This is a genomic window from Okeania sp. KiyG1, assembly GCF_014132355.1.
GTDB lineage: Bacteria > Cyanobacteriota > Cyanobacteriia > Cyanobacteriales > Microcoleaceae > Okeania.
In genome coordinates, this window is record NZ_BLZO01000071.1 from 49,919 (window position 1) to 73,016 (window position 23,098).

Annotated in this window: 15 protein-coding genes and 3 pseudogenes; 5 read left to right on the top strand and 13 right to left on the bottom strand. The window is 37.0% G+C overall.

From position 1 onward, the window contains the following. Positions 1–166: 166 nt before the first annotated feature. The 8 genes and pseudogenes from SAGCYANO_RS48805 to SAGCYANO_RS15185 all read right to left on the bottom strand — a co-directional run. Positions 167–376 (bottom strand): annotated as a pseudogene (locus tag SAGCYANO_RS48805) (zinc ribbon domain-containing protein); the annotation flags it as partial. A 650-nt stretch (positions 377–1,026) separates the two neighbouring features. After that, on the bottom strand, positions 1,027–1,392 hold the full coding sequence (locus SAGCYANO_RS15155) for a DUF1815 family protein (RefSeq protein WP_202220844.1): 366 nt from the start codon (positions 1,390–1,392) through the stop codon (positions 1,027–1,029). Between the two features lie 1,144 nt (positions 1,393–2,536). Then, entirely contained in the window at positions 2,537–2,749 is a 213-nt protein-coding gene (locus tag SAGCYANO_RS15160) for a DUF2839 domain-containing protein (protein ID WP_202220845.1), read from the bottom strand. A 428-nt stretch (positions 2,750–3,177) separates the two neighbouring features. Further along, positions 3,178–4,710, bottom strand: coding sequence for a helicase C-terminal domain-containing protein (locus SAGCYANO_RS15165; protein WP_202220846.1), 1,533 nt, complete (start codon positions 4,708–4,710; stop codon positions 3,178–3,180). Positions 4,711–4,715: 5 nt separating this feature from the next. Next, positions 4,716–6,233 (bottom strand): pentapeptide repeat-containing protein, encoded by a 1,518-nt coding sequence (locus tag SAGCYANO_RS15170; RefSeq protein ID WP_202220847.1) that lies wholly within the window; start codon positions 6,231–6,233, stop codon positions 4,716–4,718. A 752-nt stretch (positions 6,234–6,985) separates the two neighbouring features. Next, positions 6,986–7,555: an ISAs1 family transposase gene (locus SAGCYANO_RS15175; protein WP_202220848.1), complete on the bottom strand. Its 570-nt coding sequence runs from the start codon at positions 7,553–7,555 to the stop codon at positions 6,986–6,988. Positions 7,556–7,630: 75 nt separating this feature from the next. Continuing rightward, the gene (locus SAGCYANO_RS15180; protein WP_202219317.1) at positions 7,631–7,858 is read right to left on the bottom strand and encodes a hypothetical protein; all 228 of its coding nucleotides are present in this window, start codon (positions 7,856–7,858) and stop codon (positions 7,631–7,633) included. Next, positions 7,845–8,084, bottom strand: coding sequence for a transposase family protein (locus SAGCYANO_RS15185; protein ID WP_202219316.1), 240 nt, complete (start codon positions 8,082–8,084; stop codon positions 7,845–7,847). The genes SAGCYANO_RS15180 and SAGCYANO_RS15185 overlap by 14 nt, the downstream gene beginning before the upstream one ends. 935 nt (positions 8,085–9,019) lie before the next feature. Here SAGCYANO_RS15185 and SAGCYANO_RS15190 point away from each other — a divergent pair. Further along, positions 9,020–9,196, top strand: coding sequence for a hypothetical protein (locus tag SAGCYANO_RS15190; protein ID WP_202220849.1), 177 nt, complete (start codon positions 9,020–9,022; stop codon positions 9,194–9,196). Between the two features lie 617 nt (positions 9,197–9,813). Here SAGCYANO_RS15190 and SAGCYANO_RS15195 read toward each other — a convergent pair. After that, positions 9,814–11,346, bottom strand: a complete 1,533-nt coding sequence (locus SAGCYANO_RS15195) for a pentapeptide repeat-containing protein (RefSeq protein WP_202220850.1) — start codon at positions 11,344–11,346, stop codon at positions 9,814–9,816. A gap of 36 nt (positions 11,347–11,382) precedes the next feature. Here SAGCYANO_RS15195 and SAGCYANO_RS15200 point away from each other — a divergent pair, with 36 nt between their 5' ends. Continuing rightward, a complete protein-coding gene (locus SAGCYANO_RS15200; protein ID WP_202220908.1) occupies positions 11,383–12,219 on the top strand; it encodes a prephenate/arogenate dehydrogenase in 837 nt (278 codons plus the stop codon). A gap of 551 nt (positions 12,220–12,770) precedes the next feature. On the opposite strand, the gene SAGCYANO_RS15205 is transcribed toward SAGCYANO_RS15200, so the two are convergent. The 4 genes and pseudogenes from SAGCYANO_RS15205 to SAGCYANO_RS15220 form a co-directional block, all read right to left on the bottom strand. Further along, positions 12,771–13,850 carry an AI-2E family transporter gene (locus SAGCYANO_RS15205; RefSeq protein ID WP_307785899.1) on the bottom strand — a complete coding sequence of 360 codons (1,080 nt, stop codon included), beginning with the start codon at positions 13,848–13,850 and terminating at the stop codon, positions 12,771–12,773. Positions 13,851–15,198: 1,348 nt separating this feature from the next. Beyond that, positions 15,199–15,426 (bottom strand): annotated as a pseudogene (locus SAGCYANO_RS15210) (redoxin domain-containing protein); the annotation flags it as partial. Between the two features lie 66 nt (positions 15,427–15,492). Then, on the bottom strand, positions 15,493–17,400 hold the full coding sequence (gene ltrA, locus SAGCYANO_RS15215; protein ID WP_237396187.1) for a group II intron reverse transcriptase/maturase: 1,908 nt from the start codon (positions 17,398–17,400) through the stop codon (positions 15,493–15,495). A 622-nt stretch (positions 17,401–18,022) separates the two neighbouring features. Then, positions 18,023–18,349, bottom strand: a pseudogene (locus tag SAGCYANO_RS15220) (peroxiredoxin); the annotation flags it as partial. Between the two features lie 8 nt (positions 18,350–18,357). Here SAGCYANO_RS15220 and SAGCYANO_RS15225 point away from each other — a divergent pair. The 3 genes from SAGCYANO_RS15225 to SAGCYANO_RS15235 all read left to right on the top strand — a co-directional run bounded on the left by SAGCYANO_RS15225 (position 18,358) and on the right by SAGCYANO_RS15235 (position 22,376). Next, positions 18,358–18,513 carry a hypothetical protein gene (locus SAGCYANO_RS15225; protein WP_202220851.1) on the top strand — a complete coding sequence of 52 codons (156 nt, stop codon included), beginning with the start codon at positions 18,358–18,360 and terminating at the stop codon, positions 18,511–18,513. 207 nt (positions 18,514–18,720) lie between these two features. Beyond that, positions 18,721–20,082 (top strand): peptidylprolyl isomerase, encoded by a 1,362-nt coding sequence (locus tag SAGCYANO_RS15230; RefSeq protein WP_202220852.1) that lies wholly within the window; start codon positions 18,721–18,723, stop codon positions 20,080–20,082. A gap of 614 nt (positions 20,083–20,696) precedes the next feature. Continuing rightward, entirely contained in the window at positions 20,697–22,376 is a 1,680-nt protein-coding gene (locus SAGCYANO_RS15235) for a peptidylprolyl isomerase (protein ID WP_202220853.1), read from the top strand. Positions 22,377–23,098: the final 722 nt, after the last annotated feature.

Genomic DNA, 23,098 nt, shown 5'->3' on the forward strand with positions numbered 1-23,098 from the left:
TAGCATTTGTTCAAGCTAGATTTACCCAAATAGTGTAAGCAAAATAGCTTTTACTTTCTGAGTAAAAGATATTGTAAGTTGGTGACATACTCCCACACGCTTGCTGACGCTATAGTGTGGGCTTCTCGCTTCTCAGTCCCGGTACCCCGTCGGACAAGCGCGTGCTTTAAGGACGTCTGGGCCCTACCGCCCTGTATTTTACATTTCTGGCAGCATTTTTATCGCGACACATCACAATGCCACAATGCGGACAGGAATGAACTCTATCTGATCATTTTTTTGAAACCTTTTCACCACAATTTGAGCAATCTTGGCTTGTACCATTGGGATTTACAGCTATTGTTTTCTGCCCAGCTTTCTCGGCTTTGACAGCAAGAGCTGAAAAATTGGGTCTGAAGTCTCATACTCTTATGGCTACTTTTTTCTGCAATGTGTTATATTTAAGTAATATCTAAAAGCATAATTTTTAGGCGAGCGTCGGGGCACGCCTTCTCAAGAGGATATGCGTTAATGGAGACATTAAGCCAATACTGAATAAAGTATCAAACTAGCATTAATCACAGCACCCAATATTAGCAAAAGCTCTGCGCCAGAAAAAGTTTAACATACCAAGAAGCAATTGCTTGGTATAGGTCCTCCTATCTTTCAGGTTGAGAAGGATGTCAAAGGCCGATTAAGGTCTGCGTCATACCCAAAAGGTTTAACGCAGGAAATTCTTGTTACTCGCCCGTTCAATCGGAGATTATAACGGGTGATTCTTGCTTTGCTGACGCAACGCTACGCGAACAATAACTCTTAACTAGATAACAAATCAAACAAGTTGAGTTGTACCCCCTGTAGACAATCGACCCAAGCTTCTTATTTAACGGTATGCCCTACCGCTATCAATCCTCTACTATTAACTATAACAAATACTATATTGATTCGCTACTATTCAATTAATGGGCTGGTTGAAATTCATCTCACAGCTAAATTAAAAATTATAGGAGAAGTCCTCTTTCAACATTCTCTGATATATCTGATAGACTAGATGACCTGATTCAGACTTAAGTCTTCCTGCGGAAGTTGACCAGAGTGTTGACAGGGCTGAATCTGGTTTTTCAGCAAATTAGCTAGCTCTTGTAACTGGCTAATTGCTTCAGCTCCTTCTAATTTCATTAGTTCGCGGTCGTCTCGCATCTCTGTCCATGTAATACCATAATCTGATACTAGAAAGCGAATCAGATGATTTTCTCCCAAGCTGACCATAAACGAGGCACTATTCATTTTGCCTCCGCAGGTATAACAAGAAGCCAGATATCCTCTATTCTCCAGCACAATGGCCAGAGCCTGCAAGTTCATTACCAGGTCTTGTACAAATTGACGATGTTGTTCTGCAAGTCTCAGAAACACTGTTATCCTCCTATCACCACAACCATAGATTTTATATCTTGTTAAGTTTTATAAAAATCTGGTGTTTAGCTTTTGAACATAGAACATAGTAAGGTAAGCGCTCAATAATCCGGGGTAAATCGGTAAATAATAAGCCTCAAATGGCGTAAAATCCTTCGTAAACAGGTAGTCCGCCCCCATTTATTGAGCGGATACATAGTAAGTATATCCCTAATTGACATCCTCCGGATGCTGCTCTCACGAGACAGCGCTGGATTCCTAAACCTCGCGGATCAGGACTTTCTGCTTCCTCTTGAGGTGAGGAGCTGCGCTTTTTCCTATCGGAATGCTCCGCAAACATGTCGCGTTTGCGTTAGCATTCCGTAGGAAAGCGAAACGTAGCACCCGCCTCCGAGGCCAAACCTCTTTCTGGTCTAAAGGCGCGCTCCACAGACTGAAACTGCTAGCCCAGCAGCCTTCTTTGAGGGTAACACACTATTTGGTATGCGCCAAAAAATTGATTGGTTTTCCCATCCCTCCGCTCCCCTAATAGCTACCGCTAGGCTCCGCCAACGGGAGAGTGCGGGTTTCAACCAACGTTGAGATAAATTTTTACCACATCTATCAAGTAGCCTTTAATACCAGATGCCCTATGGGGTTACTAATAGGATTTCTGAGCAAGGTATCAAGAGCAACATTCATCTATGCCCTATGTTTTTATTTTGATAGACTCAAACTTAAATTTAGGTTACAAAATTAGCTATTTGAGGAACTCAAACCAGAAAATTATCAAAATAATTAATCATGGTTATAAGTTAAATAGTCTCAAGGTGCATTAAGATAACTTTCAACAATTAATTAATCATTAATCATTAATCATTAATCATTAATAAACAAGTTTTTAGACTGCTAGATTATATTCAATATTGGTTTTAATATATTGTTTTTGACATCTGTATATTAGTCTTTTAAAAATGTAAGATTTTTGTATCACTTTTCAATATACTTGACTTTTACACTAAACTCATTAATGTTGTCAAATAAACAATTTGCGAAATATTTGACCATAAAAATATTCTTAATTAATGCTTGCTAATTAAAAATCAACTATTAACTATTAAATTTCTCTAATCGTTAGAGTAACTTGATATAAATAGAGAAATAATTATTCAATTTGCCACCATCCAAAAGCAGGACCAATGAATCTAACTGTTAACCAGGCAACAATGAGAAACCCAATACCAATCCATGCACCAGTTGAAGTTAACTGCATAAATTTCTGGCTTTGACTTTTAGTAATTGGCAACCAAGAAATAAACCGTGCTTCTTGGCCGTATTGTTCTCCTAATGATTCTTTACGACGCTTTGCTTCACCCATAATTATCTCAATAGTTATTAAAGTTATTTTAATTTATATCATAACAGTGAGCTTCAACAAGAATAAGCTTTTTGTTAAATCTATTTAAGAAAGGATCAAAAAGTTAACTTTAAGAATTAGTTCTTAATCAATTGGGTGATTGAGCTACTACTCAGAATATTGCGAGAGGACCAGTCTGATAATTGCAGCATAATTTATTCAAAAATATTAAAAACACTATTGAACCCATTTGGGATATATTAGGCATTTCCTCCACAAGAGGGAGTAGGGAGTAGGGGTAAAAAATTGATGAATAAGAGTATAATAATTGATTTAATTTTTGATTATTGGAGATGTCTATTTATGTACTTAAATCTTGATATTCTGACTTCTAACTTCTAACTTCTGACTTTTGACTTTTGACTTTTGACTTTTGACTTTTGACTTAACTAACATATAGTATCTAAGTAATCAATCTTGGCAAAAGGACTAAGAGCTGCTAAAACTTGCTTGCCATAACTACGACGAATTACACGACTGTCCAGCAAAGCAACAACACCTTGAGATTCTCTGACAGAGGCAATAGCACGTTGTAACTCCTGTAGTGCCTTTGGTAAAAGGTATAATCTAAACCAATCTAAACCCCGTTGCTTATAAAAATTTACTCGTCCAGATACTAAGGGGTTTTCCAAAGATGGAAGGGGTAAAGTAGCAATTATCAATAATTTAGGTGCTTTTAATTGCCTTTGATGCTTTTGCCAAAATTCCCAACCAGTAATCAAAATGCCTTGTACTCCAGGAGAACTTGTTTCTACTTGCACTCGGGAACCAAATTCAGAGGCCAAAACAGCGCCAACTTGAGCTTTAAGTGGTACATCTCCGATGACGATCGCGATTAATCCATCAACAGCATTAGAACTGATATATAATAAAGTCCTAATTTCTTGAATTAATGCTGCCTGAAATTTAGGTGTATTTGGCATGGGCAAACCATTGGGCAGATATAGTTGAATCATCTCATTGCGACGATCAGGAGAAAATTTCACGCAGGTCAAGTCTCCTAACCCCATCATCTTTCTATAATTAGAAGCTTGGGCCTCTAAATCTAATGCTCCTCCAATAATTACTACAGGTTGTTGAGTCCATATATTATTAAGAGCTTTAGATAAATCACAAGGAGTACAGTATAAAGAAAACGATCCTCTCTGGCGATGAATTTCTGCCCATCTTAGTTGTCCATCACTTTGCCACTTCAACCAAAAATCGTTATTCAAATGATTATGATGTAATTCCTTGTTTGTTGGAGTTAATGACAAACGTTCAATTAAATTTTGTAAAATCTGCTCTTCATCTTGTTCCATTAAATAACAACTGTAGGGGTTTGCTGGATGTTGGAAGAGCGATCGTGTTAAATTTATCCTAGCTTCACGAATAAAGTCAGCTTGATCGGAGTAAACTTGCATCAGTTGATTCCAGTCAGCAGATAAAAAACTGGTAGTTAAATAATTTTGAACCCAAGTTTCTAGATTGTCTGCCCAATCTATAATTGTGGGAGTACCTGGAGAAAACTGCTCATTTTCCCATGGGTTAATTAACCAAGCTTCAGGAGTTATCAACAGTAGTCCATTAAAGTCAGGGTCTTGTTGTGGATAGGTTTGGATTGCTTTGTTGGGCAGTGATGAGCTACTGTATAAATTATTTGCCAGCAACTTAGGAATTTCTACCCTAAGTAAATGTTCCTGTACTTGCTGAGGAGCAACTAATATTGTTTTTTGAGGCCACATTAAAATTGGTACTAGGTAGCTTAACTGATATTGTTGATTATGACTACCTGGCGGAGACCCTGTTTGAATCAAAGCACTACGTCCCAGTCGCAAGGCCCTCGCTACTAAACGTGCCATCGTCAAATTATGAGGCCAGTGAGGTTCATTTTGCGATCGCAGAAAATTAAGCAGGGATCTATGGACTTCTACTTCGATCACAAACTTTAACCCAAATAATAAAAGCTGTTGATAAAATCAACCACCTTATTTTCCGGAGGCAAAGCAAATGTTTGTTCTCTTATATTTTGACAGTTTTCTTTATCAAAGTCTGGATTACTACTTAATACTAAACCCTGACCGCTGGAATTATTTAAAATCAACTGAGTAGGACTGGAAAAAAAAGCAATTTTGCCTCTAACAGAGTCGATAATTGTTTGAATTCGCTGATTTTTTTTGACAAGTTGTTCCATTTTTATTTCTAATTCTAATATTTTGGTATTCATTTCTTGTAAAGGAATATTTTTAACAATTTCTATCACATTAGTTTGAGCTTTTTTAGCATCAGCGAAAGGAAAAATCACAATAAATGCTAGCATAAATAAGAGTTCATCACTGTCTGCTCTAAAATTCAAAATAGTTTTTCGGTAGCTAACTTCAATGCTGGGAGGACGAGTAACACAATCATAATCCTTGCCCAAATGATAGTAAGTTGTAGCGAGAGCTACATTAGCTTTGAGGTCTAAAGGTGAATCAACAATAATTTGAACGGTTGGAGATTGTTGGCTAAAAAATCTCTTAGATTCTGCTGATGATTTAAAATAATATACTTGGCTATTATCTCCGTTGGGGCTAGTATCAATCCATTCACAAACAATTTCATCAGCTTTAATATTTAATCTGGGGACTTCATAAAGTTTTGCTCCAGTCAAAATTGCCCCTGATAAATCTACTCCCACTAAATCAGCTCTCATCAAATTAGCTTCAGTTAAATCAGCATGAACTAAACTAGCATTAGTTAATTTTGTATTAGTTAAATTTGCTTTATGAAGATTGGCCCCACTCAGCTTAACATTACTCAGGTTAGCATTAGTTAAGTCAGCTCCATTAAGAGTAGCCCATCTCAGATTAGCTCCATTAAACTTAGCATTCCGGAGATTAGCCATGCTTAAGTTAGCTTGTCTTAATTCAGCATTGGTAAGATCAGCTCCTTGTAAATCTGCTTTTGTTAGATCGGCACTATGGAGAATAGCTTGTTCTAGATGACTTCCTTGTATTGTGGCCACTCGAAGATTTGCATTGCTAAGGTTAGCTTGCTTGAAGTTTGCTTCTGTCAGGATAGCTTCTCTCATATCAGCACCACTGAGATTAGCTCTGTTGAGATTAGCTAGAGTCATATCTACTCTGACTAATTCTCCTCTAACTAATGTAGCTCTAACTAATGTAGCTTCTCTCAGATTAGTTCGGACTAGATTGGCCACATTTAAAGTGGCTTGGTTCAATATTGCCTTGTTGAGATTGGCGTTGCTCAGGCGAGCTACATTGAGATTAGCTTTACTAAAATTTGATTCACTAAGATTAGCACCACTAAGATTAGAGACAAATAAGACAGCATCACTGAAATTACTTTGACTTAGGTTCATCTTACTGAGGTTAACTTCTGTCAGGTTGATGGCAGTAAAATTTCTTTCCCCTTGTGCATATTTTTTGAGTAATTCGTATCTTCTGAGTATTTCTTCTGACATCTGTTGTTGATTAAGTTAAGTTGACTAAATCTAAATATATTTTTCTAATGAATTTTAATATGTATATATGTATGATTTTTTGATCTAAGTTAGTTATTTGTGAAAAACAAAAGTAGTTCAATAATTGATAATTGATAATGGATAATTGATAATTACCTCTCCCTAAAAGGAAGAGGATTGAATCAAAGGAAAATTTTTTCTTGTTTCTCCTTAAAAGGAGAGGCTTTAAACCTTAATTATTCGGTAATCTAATATAGTTAACTTTTAGACTTAAAGTAAATATTAATTTTCTAGATATAGTAGTTTTAAATAGTTTGTAAAAAATCCAGGAATATAAAATAAATTGAACAGTTTTTCTCTAAGTTAAATTATTATTCAAAAAGTTTCTTTTTTCATGCATGGTATTATACAAAATTAAAATTAACACTGCGACATTAATCATAAATAGGGTTTGCGCTCAAAAGTCTTTTAGTAGGGGTAGGAGACAACCCACCCCTTGCCCCTCCCCCTCCCAGGAGCAGGGCTAATTCATTGTCGCCAGAGAAAAATATTGAGGAGTACAAGTTTGGCCATATTGTCAAGTATTTCATAGTCTTTTCCCCTAAATTATCATACTTATACAGGAAAAATTTATGTCACAGACTCAGTCGCGATCGCTAATATCAGTCGCGATCGCCAATACCAGAACTATTGAAATCGAAAACTAGGGGGGAGTGAGGTTCTGTGTATGGGCCAATTTCAATTCTCAATGACTACAGTTCTAGATTTATAATCATCAGAAAAATCTGCTCCAAATCGTGAGCAATGGTACGAATCGCAGTAGTGAGGGAAGAATAACCATGAAGGCGACAGATAGCGATCGCCAACTGACGAATCACAGAAAAATTAGCAGCAGCTTGAGAGTGCCGAATTAGACTTGTGTCCTCTCGAAACACTACATCTTTAACCCAATGTAGTCGATTCTCAATTCCCCAATGTCCCTGAATTCCTACTGCAAATTCTGCTGCACTTAATTTCAGACTGCTAATGTAGTAAGCTGTTTGATAATAGTCAACACTTGCTCGTGTACCCTGACGCTCAACTCTAATCACAGACTTAATTCCTTCCCACTCAGAGCTAATTCCCAACAGATTATTAAACACAGACACTGTTCTACAAACCACACGATTTCTAGATCTATCTTCTGATATATCAACACTACTTGGTTGTGTTTGTTCAGTTGTTAGTTGTACTTGCTGGTACAGTTTTTTTTGATTACCCTTGACTGCTATTGTGTAATGGTTACCTCTGTCAATGATTAACTTGACGGTTTTTTTTGACAATGTAAAGCATCGCAACTAAAAACTACTCCTTCAAGGTTTAAACTAGCCAATATGGCTTGGACAACAGCAATTTCACTACTTTCTTCCCACGTGAAATTGTTCTATGGCTACAGGTACTCCTTGACAATTACTGAACACAGAAACAACATTGACAAAGTCTTGGTAAGAACCATAACAGTCACTGACAGTAGACCTAATACTCTTACCGTCCACTGCTAACCATTCGGCCTCTTGAATTGTTATTTGGTGTTGAGCCCATTGATTGAATACTTGAGCTAATTGAGCAAAATCAATTCTGGTCATAATTCGCCGAAATGTAGACTTCAGTTGGAAAACTCAAAGGCGATAGCTCTAGTTGTTGCTGTAATGCCAGATGATGACGACGAGCAAAATCTTCTAGGGCACAATAGGAGAAACAACCGCTCATTGTACCCATAATTACTAACAGTAATACTAACCATAATGGATAACGTCTCCCTCTAGCAGCTCGAAAATCTGGTAATTGGGCCAATATTTGTAATAAGTTCATTTCTATCTAAGCCCTAATATTGAGAATAGTTAGCTTAACTCAATACTTGACAACAATCATTGTACTCCTCAATATTTTTCTCTGGCGACAATGAATTAGCCCTGCCTCCCAGGAGGGGAAGACAGGAGACAGTAGACAACCCACCCTAACCCCTCCCAGGAGGAGAAATGGGAATTGAGTGTAGGTAGGAGCTAAGTTTTGTAAGAATGATTTTTCTGCCCAACTGCTGCCTAAAATACGCTCCTTTTTGAGCATAAAGAGCTGAAACAGGCGCACTTTTTCTACCCGAAAAAGGCTAAAACCAATATCAATCAATGCTTTGATATTTAATCAACAAGCCCTAAATATACAAAATATTTCATTTAACTGAGACTTACCAGTGGCGGACAAGATGTAATACCACAAAAGTTTTATTGTTAATTTTTTGACTTCATATACTTGTAATTGCCCATATTTATCTTTACTTTGGCTTTGAAGATAGAATTTTATTTCTAGTTTTTTCATTCTATCATATTATTATACATTGCAATTATATGAAGTACAAAATTAAAGATTTTCGGGAATAGAAAAAACTATAAATTTATTTGATAAAACCGGATTATTTATCACAACATTTTAGTCAATCTAGAATCATTGTATTGTATTGTATACAAGTTTTTTATTGTACTGATGTAACAAATTTCTTATTCTGGTATCGGTCTCATTAATGAAAGTATAACAAACCACTCTTAAAGAATAAAACTTTTAAATTTTAGATAATCATTATTAAGAATGATGTTGTCTGAAGAGAGTCAATGCACAAGCAAAGATTAAGACCGCGTATTGACTTAATATTCGGTATATTCCGTGAGTTACGGCGGACAGTTAAGATTTTGGTTAGCTACTCATAATTATTGCCACCTAACCCACCCTAATGGACTGTTTCATCTAAAATAGTGCGGAGCGATGAGGAGGGTGGGAAGTGTGGGGAGGTGTGGGGAGTGTGGGAGGTGTGGGAGGTGTGGGGAGTGTGGGAGGTGTGGGAGGTGTGGGGAGTTTGGGGAGGGTGGGGAGTTTGGGGAGTTTGGGGAGTTTGGGGAGGGTGGGGAGTTTGGGGAGATCAAGACACTTAGAAACAAAAATAAGAGTGCATAGTTTTAGCTCAAACGCGCCACTAAGTCTGGATTTAAAATTACTTTGACAAACAGTTTCTAATAAACTAATAGACATCTCCTCCAAAAGAGGAAACAGGGAACAGGGAACCAACCCCTCCCCCTCCCAGGAGGGGAATAATTGATAATTTATGGATAAGAATTGATTTTACTTTTAATTATCGTACTCTTATTCATTAATTAGGGCTTGCTGATTAAATCTAAAAGCATTGACATATAAAAACTTTAGTCTTTTTGGAGTCGAAAAAAGTGCGCCTGTTTCAGTCTAAAACGCTCAAAAAGGAACGTATTTTAGACACATAGTTGGACAGAAAAATCATTCTTACAATTCTTACTCCTACCTACTCTCAATTCCCATTTCTCCCCTCCTGGGAGGGGTTAGGGTGGGTTGTCTCCTGTCTCCTGTCTTCCCCTCCTGGGAGGGGTTAGGGTGGGTTGTCTCCTACCCCTACCAAAAGACTTTTTCAGCAAACCCTAATTATTTCCATCTAACTCTGTAGGGAAATTGCATACAACGTCCCTACGACCTACTCCCTCTTTTAGTGGAGATGTTTAATTTTCAAAGTTATGAAAACCATCTAAAAATCCATAATTGTATTTATAGAATATGAATCTGCTTGAGGTACTTGAATAATAGTTTCTGCTTCACTATTTTTACCAAGTTTATTAATTATTCGCTTACCAAATGTAGGATGATGGTAAACATTAAAATTTTGAGCGCTTGAATTCAGGAGGGTGATTTTTGTAGGTGTCTGAAAAAACTTAATTCCGTTGCAAAATCTCAGTAATTCCTTGTCTTGATTAATTTGATTAACTTGTTGAATAGATTGGTTGAAAACTGTAGTTAGCTGCTGAATTTTTTTAGCAGTTCTAGGAGTTAAATAGTCTGCATCTTGAGAGTTAAGCATTTCCATAATATTGCTAATTTTCTCTTGGGTCTTAGCAGCATCATTAAAAGCAACAATAGCAGCATAAGCAGTAGCAAATAATTTCTTGTCGCTTTTCATTTGAAACGAGATTATTGTTCGACAAGAGTTAATGTGTATAGAAGGTGGTTGATTTAGCTCTGGTAAATACTTACTAATTTGATAATATGTTGCTGCTAGAGCATAATGACTAGAACTATCCAAAGGAGAATCAACAATAATTTTTACTTTAGGAAGAGTCTCGTGAAAGAAACTTGTTATTTTTTCAGCATTGAGATAATGGACTTTACTTCGATCGCCATTAGCACTCAAATCAAACCATTCACATATTGCTCCTTCTGCTTTAATTCCTAAGCGAGAAGCACCATGAATTTTTGCACCTGTTAAAGTTGCACCTGTTAAATCTGCTCCTATCCAATCTACTTCAATTAAACAAGAATTTGATAAATCAGCATGAACTAAGCTAGTATTTAAAAGATTAGCTTGGGACAAATCAGCTCTACTTAGGTCAGCACCACTCAATTTGGCATCACTAATATTAGCCCACTTGAGATTAGCTCCAACCAGACTCGCCCAACGTAAATTAGCCCCACTTAAATCAGCTCCATTCAAGTTAGCACCAGTCAAATTAGTTTGTCTAAGTTCAGCACCACTAAGGTCAGCGCCACTAAGGTCAGCACCACTAAGGTCTACTCCTTGCAGGTTAGTTTCTATTAAATTAGCTCCTGTCAGAGAAGCAAAGCGCAGGTTAGCTCCCTTTAAGTTAGCACCACTAAGATTCGTTTTTCTGAGGGTGGCTTCTACCAGACTTGCTCCACTTAAATCAGCAAAAGATAGATTAGCTTCACTTAATTCTGCCCTAATTAGCTCTGCTCTGATCAATTTAGCACCAACTAATTGAGCTTTTTTTAGATTAACTAAAACTAGATTAGCTACATTAAGATCGGCATCATTTAAGTTTGTGCCACTAAGATGAGCGCCGTTAAGTTTAGTAATATTAAGTTTAGCTTTACTGAGATTAGTGTCAGTTAAATTTGCGCCACTGAGGTTAGCAACACTAAGATTAACTCCGCTCAGGTTAGCACCACTGAGATTAATACCAGTAAGATTGGCCTCAAAAAGATTTAACTCAGTAAAGTCTCTTTCACCAGCAGCATATTTTTTTTGAATTTCTTCGATTATCATTAGGGCGCACCCTGGTATGATCCCCATTTAATTATGATTAATATAGGTATTGTTGGATTAGGTTTAATCGGTGGTTCAATTGGATTGGATTTAAGAACCTTAGGCTATCGTGTTCTTGGGGTATCTCGTCGAGAACAAACTTGTCAAAAGGCACTCGCTCTTGGGGCTGTTGATGAGGCCAGTTTAGATCTATCTTTACTATCTATTGCTGATGTAATATTTATTTGTACTCCCATAGCTGTGATTATTCCTACTTTAGAAGAGCTGATTCCTTTTCTTTCTCCCGCCACAATTGTAACCGATGTCGGTTCGGTTAAGGTACCCATTGTGGAAGCTGTTTTCCAGCTTTGGCCTAATTTTGTAGGTGGACACCCCATGGCGGGCAAGGCAGAAAATGGAATTGAGGTGGCTCAGTTGGGTTTATTTCAAAATAGGCCTTATGTTCTAACCCCTACGGAAAATACTCCCCTAGAGTCTATGGAGAAAGTTGAGGCAATAGCTAGGATGCTCAAGAGCAAAGTTTACTTTTGCGATCCTCACGAACACGACCGAGCTGTTGCTTGGATTTCTCATTTGCCTGTTATGGCCAGTGCTAGTTTGATTCTTGCTTGTATAAGCGAGACTAATCCTACAGTTTTCAAGTTAGCACAAGATTTGGCTAGTTCTGGCTTCCGTGACACTAGCAGGGTGGGAGGGGGTAATCCTGAATTAGGGTTAATGATGGCCAAATATAATCGTGGAGAGGTGTTACGATCGCTCTATTCTTTTCGGGAACAAATTGACCAGCTTATTCAACAAATTGAACAAGAAAATTGGCAGATTCTGGAAGAAAAGTTAAGCTCTACAGAGCAGAATAGAAAACTATTTTTATAACGGAAGGAAGAAGGAAGAGGGAAGAGGGAAGAAGGCAGAAGGCAGAAGGAAGAAGGAAGAAGGAAGAAGGAAGAAGGAAAAATCTTACTTTTTCTGATACGATTTCTCCATGAAGTTGAACTTAATATAGAGATAAAAATAGTTAGTGTAATAAAGTCTGAACAGCAATTATTAAGCGCATTGTTACAGAGAAATAGTATGAGTTTTAAGGTAAGTATTTCCTGCGGAATGCTGCGCAAACAGCTATTAGCGGTCAGCTTTTTAATGAAGTAAAAATTAGTTGAACTTACACTACATGTTTAGCCCATAAATTGAAGCACAAAACCCATGAATTAAAGCATAATAAAGGCTTTTAAACAATTAATAATTAATTATTAATAATTACCTCTCCTTGAAAAGAAGAGGATTGACTCAAAGGAAATTTTTTTCTTATTTCTCCTTGAAAGGAGAGGCTTTAAAGCTTAATTATTCGCTAAGGTCAAAAAGCTGTTAACGCAGTTCTGAACTAGGAGGCTAGCTGATAGCTGAAATGCTGAAATGCTGATAGCTAGTTAATTAAATTCTGAATAGTAGCGGAGGTAATTAACAGTATTTTTGACAAAACCTGCTATGGGAACAGCAATTAATAAACCCAAAACTCCCCATACTTGTGCCCCAACTAATAAACTGACTAAAATCCAGACAGGATTAAGACCAGTGAAACCTCCTAGTATTCTAGGAGCAATAAAGTTTTCAATTGCTTGTTCGATTAAAACTATCACAATTAAAACTTTTATACCTAGCCAAAAATCTTCTAAAGTTATCAATAAACTTACGAGAGTTACACCTAAAGCCGTACCAAAAGGGATTAAAGTCATTAAACCAATTCCGATGCCAAATAATAAACCAAAAGGAGCTCCTAAAAGTAATAAACCTATGGTCATAGCTACACCCATTAAACAAGCTAATGTAGCTTGGCCAATAAAGTAATTTTGAAAGTTTTGTCTTAATGATTTGCGTACATGAATCTCTAGGTGATTAGGCAACCAATTAAATATTCCATCCCACAAGCGATCGCCATGCAACATTAAGTAAAAAGTGATAATGATGGTGATTAAAATATCAAAAATTCTACCTAATGTATTAACAATAAAACTAATAATGTCTCCCGTAATATCTTGCAATTGAGAAGATAAATTTTCTGTAAATTGATTTGTCCAAAGGGTTAAATTAATCGGTAATTTACGTTTATCTGCCCATTGGTCAAATGATTCTAATTGTTGATTTCCTGATGCAAGCCAACTAGGAAATTTTTCAATAAATCCGGTAAGTTGTTCTAGTAGTAGGGGAATTAGAATAACTCCTAAAACTAATATAATTACTAATGCTACTAAGAATACTAAAATAACTGCTCTGGGGCGTTTTACTTTATGTTTCTGCAAAAAAATCACTAGGTAATCTAACAAAAATGAGAGTAAGGTAGCAGAGACTACTATTGTAATTATTCGACCAAAATATTGAAATATTTGGAGTAAAGCCCAACCATTTATGACAATTATTGGTAATGCTAAGTACCACGATAACTTCTGATTAAAAATTTTTTTATCATTGATTTTATAGATTTTTTTATGTAGCTTACCTAAATTATAAATGGTATATTTTTGATATTTAAATAATTTGTTATTATATGATTATTTAGCGGGTGTATCTAAATTTTGAATAAAGCCAAAAAATTATCGCTTTTAGGGAACAGGGAACAAGGAATAGGAAATAGGGAATATTATAGGAAAAAAGTATTTTTGCAAATATTGAGATGCAACCAATTTAGCTATGTAGCAGTAAGCGATCGCTAATTAATCATGAATATAGTAATTAGATAAAAAATTGACATATTGTATATTAAAAATACTGAATATATATACTGTTTAGTAGCTATTTTTATTTGATATAGCAGAAGAAAGAAGGAATAAGAAAGAAAGAAGAGGGAAAAGTATTACGTTGTCTGAATTTTAAGTTTTTGATATGTCCGCGCCCTTTGCTTCGACTGCTATAATTTCAAGACAAGCAACTAACAATTGCAACTAAAACAATTGTTTTTGAATGTAAAGAACCAGGAATTCAAGCAAGTATAAAAATAATCAGTATAGTTGAGGAAAAGACGGGAGTTATTAAACAACAAGTAAATATTGAATGTAGTGATAACTCATTACCTCTTTAATGTTTAATAGACATCTCCATTGAAGAAGTAGTCAGGAGTCAGGAGTCAGGAGAATGGGGTATCTCACCCCACCAACCACATTTGCACTGCGGGTGATGGTGGGGTATTAAACCCATAAGGGATAAAGATAATAAAAAATAAAATCAAATATCGCACATAAATTATCAAATTTTTTTCCCTACTCTGTAGGGACATTGAATGCAACATCCCTACCTATTCCCCTGCTCAATAAAATGTAGAAAAATTTTTGATAAATGGTATAAGTGGATGCATTTTAGTACACTCTACTTAACTAAACAGGACTTACCGAAAAATTGTGGTTTAAAGCCTCCCCTTTTAAGGGGATAAAAAGAAAAAATTTCCTTTTAGTCAATCCTTTTATTTTCAAGGATAGGTAATTATTAGACATCTCCAAAAATCAAAAATAAAATCAATTATTACCCATAAATCATCAATTATTCCCCTCCCAGGAGGGGTTAGGGGTGGGTTCTTTGTTCCCTGTTCCCTCTTTTCTGAAGATGTCTATTAATTATTAATTATTAATTATTAATTGTTGAAGGATAACTACCTTATGTAGTAGGGGCAAACGGCCGTTTGCCCCTACAGATGGCGTATTATTTGATATGCGTGGGTAAGTCCTGTTAATTAGCTTAATTAACTTAATCAGGACTTACGCACGGACACTAAATACAGTGAGGGCGCAATTCGGAGCTTGGTGCTAGCAAATGCCATTTGCCCCTACATATCGCGTTTTCAAGATTAATTTGCGTAAGTCCTGTTAATTAACTCTGCCGTAACTCATCCAAACGTGCCAAAACTTCTTGACTATGAATAGGAGGTCTTACTCCTAGAAAAATTTCCTCTAACATTCCATCTGGGTCGATAATAAAAGTATGTCGCATTGAGAAAAAATTCATCCATGAGCCATAAGCTTTACTAACACTTCCATCCGTATCAGCTAACAATGGAAATTTTAATCCTTCAGAATCACAAAATTCTGCATGGGAGTTAAACTAAGCCAGGTAAGTTACCCTACCCGACTCGTCTTCAGAACCGGACGTGAGACTTTCACCTCATCACGGCTCCTCTCTTAAACGTCCCTTTTCATGGGCACATCCCTGTCTTAGTGTCAACATATCGTCAACCCATAAATAATCTTCAGGTAAGTCCTGCAACTTTGGTTTTGCGTATGTCTTTTTATCCAAGGCAGTTTTAGTATCGTGGCAATATCGGTGCAACAGTTGTTTATTCTTATATGTGTTGTCACTACCTTCAGACCTTGGTTTTATATGGTCAACTTCAATGAGGTCGTTTGGTCTAAAGGTTAGTCCACAAGATGCGCATTTATTCTTTTGCCGTTTAAGTAGCGTTGTAACTTCTTTCCTTACGCCTGGATGTTTGCCGATTCTGCTGCTCCAATAAGTCCAGTCACCATCATAGGGTGATTTATTACCTTTAACTTTGATGTGCCTTATAATAGATACATCTGCGTGTCGGTTTAGTATATATTCGCCATCGTTAAATTCCCAATTCCTGGTTTCTTTAATTTTGGGGAAATACTTCTTCTTAACCCATTTAGCCGACTTATTTGGATGCCTTCTACTTGCCCATCTCCATAGTTTTTTCCACAGGAGCATATCCATTTGACTGAATATTTCTTTGCTGACTACGGTTGAGAAGTAGTTAGCCCATCCCCTTATTATTGGGTTTAATTTGGCTATCAAAACTTTGGTAGGGGCAGTCTTATGATAATCACATATATCCGCCAACTTCCGATAATGAGTTTTGATACTTTTGGAAGATGGTTTGATCAGCGTTTTAAATCCTTGTTTAGTTGACTTAACTTTCCATTGCCTAATTGTGAAACCTAGAAAGTCAAATCCGGGTTTATTTCCTTCATATTCTTTCAAGGTGTGGGCAATTTTTGTTTTTTCTGGTTTTAGTTCTAATCCTACCTGGTTTAACCATTCCTGTATTACGGATTTAGCTTGTAGCACTACTTTGACATCTTCGTGTAGGATAACAAAGTCATCAGCATAGCGTATTATGGATAGTGCTTGCTTATTTGCTCGTTTTCTTCCTGGTAAAGATTCAGCGAATTTGTTTAGACACTCTTCCATTCCGTGCAGGGCGATGTTTGCTAGTAAGGGACTAATTACCCCTCCCTGTGGCGTACCTTCCACAGATTCTAGGAATTGATTGTTGTCAAGCACCCCAGACTTTAACCATTGTTTGATTAGTCGCCTGTAAGGAGATTGACCTATCTTTCCTAAAAGTGCATCATGGTTAATTAGGTCAAAGCATTTGGATATGTCAGCATCAAGTACATATTTAGGTTTATTCTTGATACTATCAAAGATGGCCTCTATAGCATCATGCGTTGACCCCCGGAAAAGACCATAGCTTTTAGGTTCAAAATGTGCCTCCCACTCTGGTTCCATACCTAGCTTCACCAAGGCTTGTAATGCACGGTCGTACATTGTTGGGATTCCAAGCGGTCGCTTTTCATCCTTCCCTGGTTTTGGTATATATACTCTGCGGGTTGGACTTGCTTTGAGGTGGCGTGATGCGAGTAGGTTCACCAAGTTGAGTCGTTGCATTGGTGGTAGATTTTTAATACCATCTACACCCGCAGTTTTCTTTCCCTGGTTATCCTGTGTCACGCGCCTAACAGCTAGCAACCTAGCGTAGTAACTTTTTAAAAGAAGTTTTTGGTATCTGTGCATCTTGCGGAATTCGCCACTCATGGATGCTCTGTAAATCAATTTTTGTAATTTGAATACAGATTTCTCTACCTTCTTCCAATTAATGTCCTTCCATTTAAGGTTAGGATTGATTGAAATTTGTGAAGGTATATCCTCTGTATCCCATGCTACGTTTAAAAAGCGAGTGCGTAATTCTGAGGTCTCCTCAGAATGTAAGACGCACTCAAGAAAGGGCTTAGGTGACCCTAACTTTCTTTTTAGTGTCTGAGCTTTATTCATTACTATTCATTGCCTTACATTACGTCTAACAGTGGATACGTCTGCATTTCTGCTTTTTACCCAATCCTACTCTCCCTTTGACCTGCAACATGAGTGCAGATTGACCTTGAATGGCTTCCTAAGTTCTCGACCTATATTCTTAGGTGTCAAAGAGAGGTTTCCTCGTTCTCTTATTCCTTTATTACGGCTGATTTAGTAGGGTAAATTCTCCCGGAGGGTACGGTATGGTTGTTGATAATTCTCATAGACATAAGATTATCCATTGACCCTCTGATTCTCATCCTACATTCCATAGCTACCTTGGGAATGGTCAGTTGTCACGAGAGTTTGATTACCTTCCTGTTCGTCCACTTGTCAGCCTTTGCTTGCGGTATCGTTCCTCGGTAACTGGTATTTTCCCGCTTTTAGGCCAGCTTCACCAGTTTGATATTCAGTCTCACCAATGTGGCCTATGCTGTCAACCCAACAACAGGGCAGATGGAATTCCACCACCAAGAATATAAGAGTTTTCACAGGTCGTTAACGAAGTTATCCCGTAGGGAAAGTTGTTAGCTTCATGTTGTGACCTGGAAGGCTAGATATATCTGCTTTTCAGCAGCCTTGACTAGCCAACGAGTCGCACGTCTACATCATCTGCACTAACACCTAAAATTTGAGCATTTCTAGAAATATATTTTGGCAAATCTTGTTGGAACCTACGCGCCTCAATAGTACAACCAGAAGTAAAATCTTTAGGATAAAAATAAAGCACTACCCACTTACCCTGATAATCAGATAAAGAAATTTCTCCATCTCCAGTATTTGTGGGTAAAGTAAATTCTGGTGCTGGTTGGTTTAACTCCGGTAATTTGCCTCCAAGTGCCCAAGTATTGGGAATAAAGTTAAACCAAGTTATCAAAGCTAAACAGCTAGCTAAAAATATGCTAATTAGATTCCGACGGGTGGTCATAATTTACTATGAAAACTCTACTTTATATAAGTTTACTTGAAAAAGGCAGAAGGCAGAAGGCAGAAGGCAGAAGGCAGAAGGCAGAAGGCAGAAGGCAGAAGGCAGAAGGCAGAAGGGGAAATTTCTTATGGATAGTCTTTAACAGGCCACTCTGTGCCTTATAACCCCAAGCAATTTTAAGCACTCCCATTAACGGTGGGGTATTAAACCCGCAAAAGAAAAGATAAATTTAGGAACAAATTTTCTTTGAGGAAATTATTCAAATCTAATATTTTGGATTTTGAGGAAAAATAGCGTTTATCAAAAAAGCCAGAAAATTTACTATATAATAAGCAACTTGTACAAAAACTTGACCCATAAAATTAGGAAAAATGGAAGAAGATTTACCACAAATCTCAAGTCCGGCAACAGTATTAATGGTTATCGATAATCAAATAGTTACTATTGAAGTTGATGGTATAAATGCACCAATAACTGGAGGTAATTTTGTTGATTTAGTAGAACGAAATTTTTATGATGGTGTTAGATTTCATCGCATCGAAAATCAACCACTATTTTCATTAGTTCAAGCAGGAGACCCTTTCAGTAGAAATCCAGATATTCCTTTGGAACTTTTAGGAAGTGGTAATTTTGTCGATCCACTAACAAATGAAACTCGATTTATTCCTTTAGAAATTAGGCCGTTAGGACTTGGGCAAGAAATTATTTACAATCAAATAGTTTCTCCTCCATTACAACTACCAAATGTAGTAGGTGCAATTGGAATGGCTCGTACAACGCAGTTAAATTCTGCATCTTCTCAATTTTATATTCCCTTGAATGATGTATCAGTATTAGATGGTAGTTTTGCCATATTTGGTAATGTAATAGATGGGTTAGATGTTATAGAAGAAATAGAATTAGGCGATAGTATTACTGCTGCGAGAGTTACTCAAGGAATAGTTCCTAGTCGAGTTTCACAAATTATTACTGATAGTACTCTGCTCAATAATTTTATTAATATTGTTAATCGTGCCAATATTCCATTACCTATTGATTTATTCCAAGTTTTAACTGAAGGAGACGATATTTTTCCCATTTCTACAGAATTATCTCAAGATGTATTTGGTGTATTGGGACTAGAAGGAAATGATGAAATTACAGGTTCAATACTTAATGACGTAATTAATGGTAATCAAGGAGATGATAGTTTAGATGGTGGAGATAGTTCTGATTATCTTCGGGGTGGAAAAGGATTTGATTTATTATCTGGTGATGCCGATAGTGATATTCTCAATGGCAACTTAGATAATGATACTTTATTCGGTGGTACAGGAGATGATTTTTTACGCGGTGGAAAAGATAGCGATCTATTAACTGGCGGGGAAGGAGATGATATTTTAATTGGTGATGCTGGTACGGATAATTTGGCTGGTGAAGCAGGTGCAGATACTTTTATTTTGACATTAATTGAAAATGAAGAAGATAATGCAGATATAATCGAGGATTTTAATTTTTCGGAAGGGGATAGAATAGGTGTTTCGGTGCAAATTTCTTCTCTATCTTTTACTCAAGAAGAAAATAATACAGTAATTCAATTAGAAGGCGAAACAGAGGAAGATAATATAATTCTTGGTACGGTAAATAATTCCACAGCAGAAGAAGTTAGAAGTGCTAGTTTTTTTGTTAATTTAACTACTATTTCTGTTCCTGATGCACTGCCGTTTGGAGATGCTGCTTTGAGAATTGGATAATTTAAATAATTATTAATTATTAATTATTAATTATTAATTGCCTCTCCTTGAAAACGGATAGGATTGACTCAAAGGAAAGATTTTTCTTGTTTCTCCTTGAAAGGAGAGGCTTTAAACCTTAATTATTCAGTAAAGTAAAGTATTTTAGTTTTAACTGAAGATATAGCAATCTTATTTAAGTTGTAATATTTTGGTAGGAGTAATGCTTACGGAGTTAGGAGTAAGGAATCATAATTTTAAAGGTTTTCAGTTCAAATTAACTAACTATTATAAAAATTGTTTGTTACAATCAATTTAGGACTGCTATAGATCGATTTATTAGACTTTGCTATGCAAGAGTGCAAAAAATTAGGGAGCGTTCGACAATAATTAAAAGAAGTTTATCCTCTTTGAAATTGACCAAAAAATAAGGTCTTAAACCTCCCCTTTCAAGGGGATGAAAAAAAAATAAAGTTCAATATTTCAAGCCTCCTTATTGCAGGAGGTACTGATAACTGAAATAACCTTCTTCCTGTATTTAAGAAGTTTTGTAGTCAGCAAAATTAAGAATAGAATAGAATATAATGGAATGGCAAATTTTGGACAACTCAATAAACTAAGGAACTAATTAACCAATGGACGAAACAAAAACTACCGAAGAATATTTAGAAGAGCTAGACCTACCCGATCTGGAAGGCCAAGAAGTCACTGTAGAAATGGTGGTACAAAGGGTCTCCCAGGAAGAAGAAGAAGAAAATGAAGAAAATGAAGAAGAGGAAAATGAAAATGAAGAAGAGCGTGGTGAGAGAGAAAAAATTACTGTCACACTCAACTCTGCTGGTGCTCCAGTAACAGCAGCTAACTTTGTCGATCTGGTAGAGCAAAATTTTTATGATGCTCTGGCATTCCATCGGTTTGTAGATGGTTTTGTAGTTCAAGGCGGCGACCCCCAAGGCAGAGATCCGGATTTTTTGATTGAGGATTTAGGTTCAGGTAAATTTATTAACCCTGCAACAGAGGCACCACGGGAAATACCTTTGGAAATTCAAGTTGCAGAAACAGGAGAAATTGTCTATAACGAGGTAGTTGCCGATCCAGTAGAGCTATCCCATGAAACAGGGGTAATAGCTATGGCTCGCTCTCAAGCACTAGATACAGCTTCTTCTCAATTTTACTTCACTTTAGATAATGTTGCCGATCAACTGGATGGCGGTTATGCAGTATTTGGTGAAGTGAGCGAAGGCTTTGATTTTGTTCAAGACCTGAGAGAGGGCGATCGCATTCTTGTAGCCAGGGTAGTTGACGGAGATATATCTAGTAGAACTTCAGAGGTAGCTACTGACTCAGATTTACTCAATGATTGGGTTAATGCGGACAATGAAGTGAAGGTATCTTATGTTCTTGCTATGGATGAAGATACTGAAAATGAAAATGACGATAGCAATGCTGATTCTGCCCAGGATGATATTGTTGAGACATCTATACCAGATGACACTCTCCTTGCCAGTCAAATTCCGCAAACTATTGATGAAGAAGTTGAAGGAGAAGGAGAAGGAGAAGAAGAAGGGGAAGAAGGGGAAGAAGCAGAAGAAAACTCAGACAGTGAAGATGATGATGAGGGTGATGAAATAGCTAGCGCTGTTGATGAAGATGAAGATGAAGAACCAGAAGAAGCAACTGAGGTAGCTGAAAATGATGACGGTGAGAGCGTGCTGGATATAGATGTTGTTGATCCTTCCTTCACAACCAGAATTGGAACAGAGGGTGATGATCCTATTGATGTTCTCACAATTAGCGATGTTGATCCTGATTCATCTTTCGCAATTATGGGTTTGGGAGGTAACGATGAAATATCTGGTGGTAATCTTACAGATATCCTGAGTGGAAACGAAGGTAATGATACAGTTAGTGGTCGTGACGGTCGAGACTTTCTGCGAGGTGGAAAAGGTGATGATGAATTAATAGGTGGCAGAGGAGGCGATATTCTAATTGGCGATCATGGTGTTGATATCCTGACTGGTGGTTTGGGTGCAGATAGTTTTATTCTGCGAGCTAATATTATTGATGGCATAGAAGAAATAGACCAAGCTGACTTGATTACTGATTTTAATGTCGCACAGGGCGATCGAATTGTCGTGGTTGCTAATTTCATTCCTTCTGAAGGGTTAACTTATGAATTATTCAATGATGACACAGTAATTAGACTGTCCGACAGTGGATTTATATTAGGAGTAGTTTCAGAGACTGCCATAGAAGATGTTGAAAATAACATTTTTGCAGTAAGTCCTGATGATTATGCTCTCCGTCTTGGTTAAAGAATGCTAAGATTAAAAGTATTATTGAGTTCGCTAGACAATTTTGACATATTATGATTATGTTTAAAGTTGTACTAGCGAATGTTATATTATTAGGACTTATATCATGTCCGGATAATCAGTTATAAAAAAACTTTCTCCTTCTTCTCCAGTTCTTCCTCTTCCTTCTTCTTTCTTCCCTCCTGACTCCTGAGGACTGACTCCTCCATCGTTATTTATCAGTATATGTTTATAATTCTATCCACACTTTCTCGCCTTCAATCTCTCCATCTCCCGACCTCCCCATCTCCCCATTTCCCTCTGTTACCGAAAAATTGTGGTATAAAGCCTCCCCTTTTAAGGCAGGGCTGTTTCATATCAAATCCGGTTAAACAGCCATAGAATGGTTAAGTTAGGAGGAGTCAACCCACCCCTCGCCCTAACCCCTCCCAACCCACCCTAACCCCTCCGGTGGAGGGGAGGGGAAGTCAGGAGTCAGGACTCAGGAGGAGAAAGAATTACAAATATGAGCGTAGTTATGACGATTGAAGAATTTTTTTATGTCCAATTAAACGGATTTGATATCATTCTCGATAGAAACGGGGACGCACCAGACACACCAGACACGGGGATGGAGGCTTTTAAGCGGCGTTGAACCAAATATTCTCTCAGAGCAAAAAGGACGTTTATTGGCGCTCAAAATCGGCAAATTTTGGCAAATTTCACCGTTCCACTATCCCCTC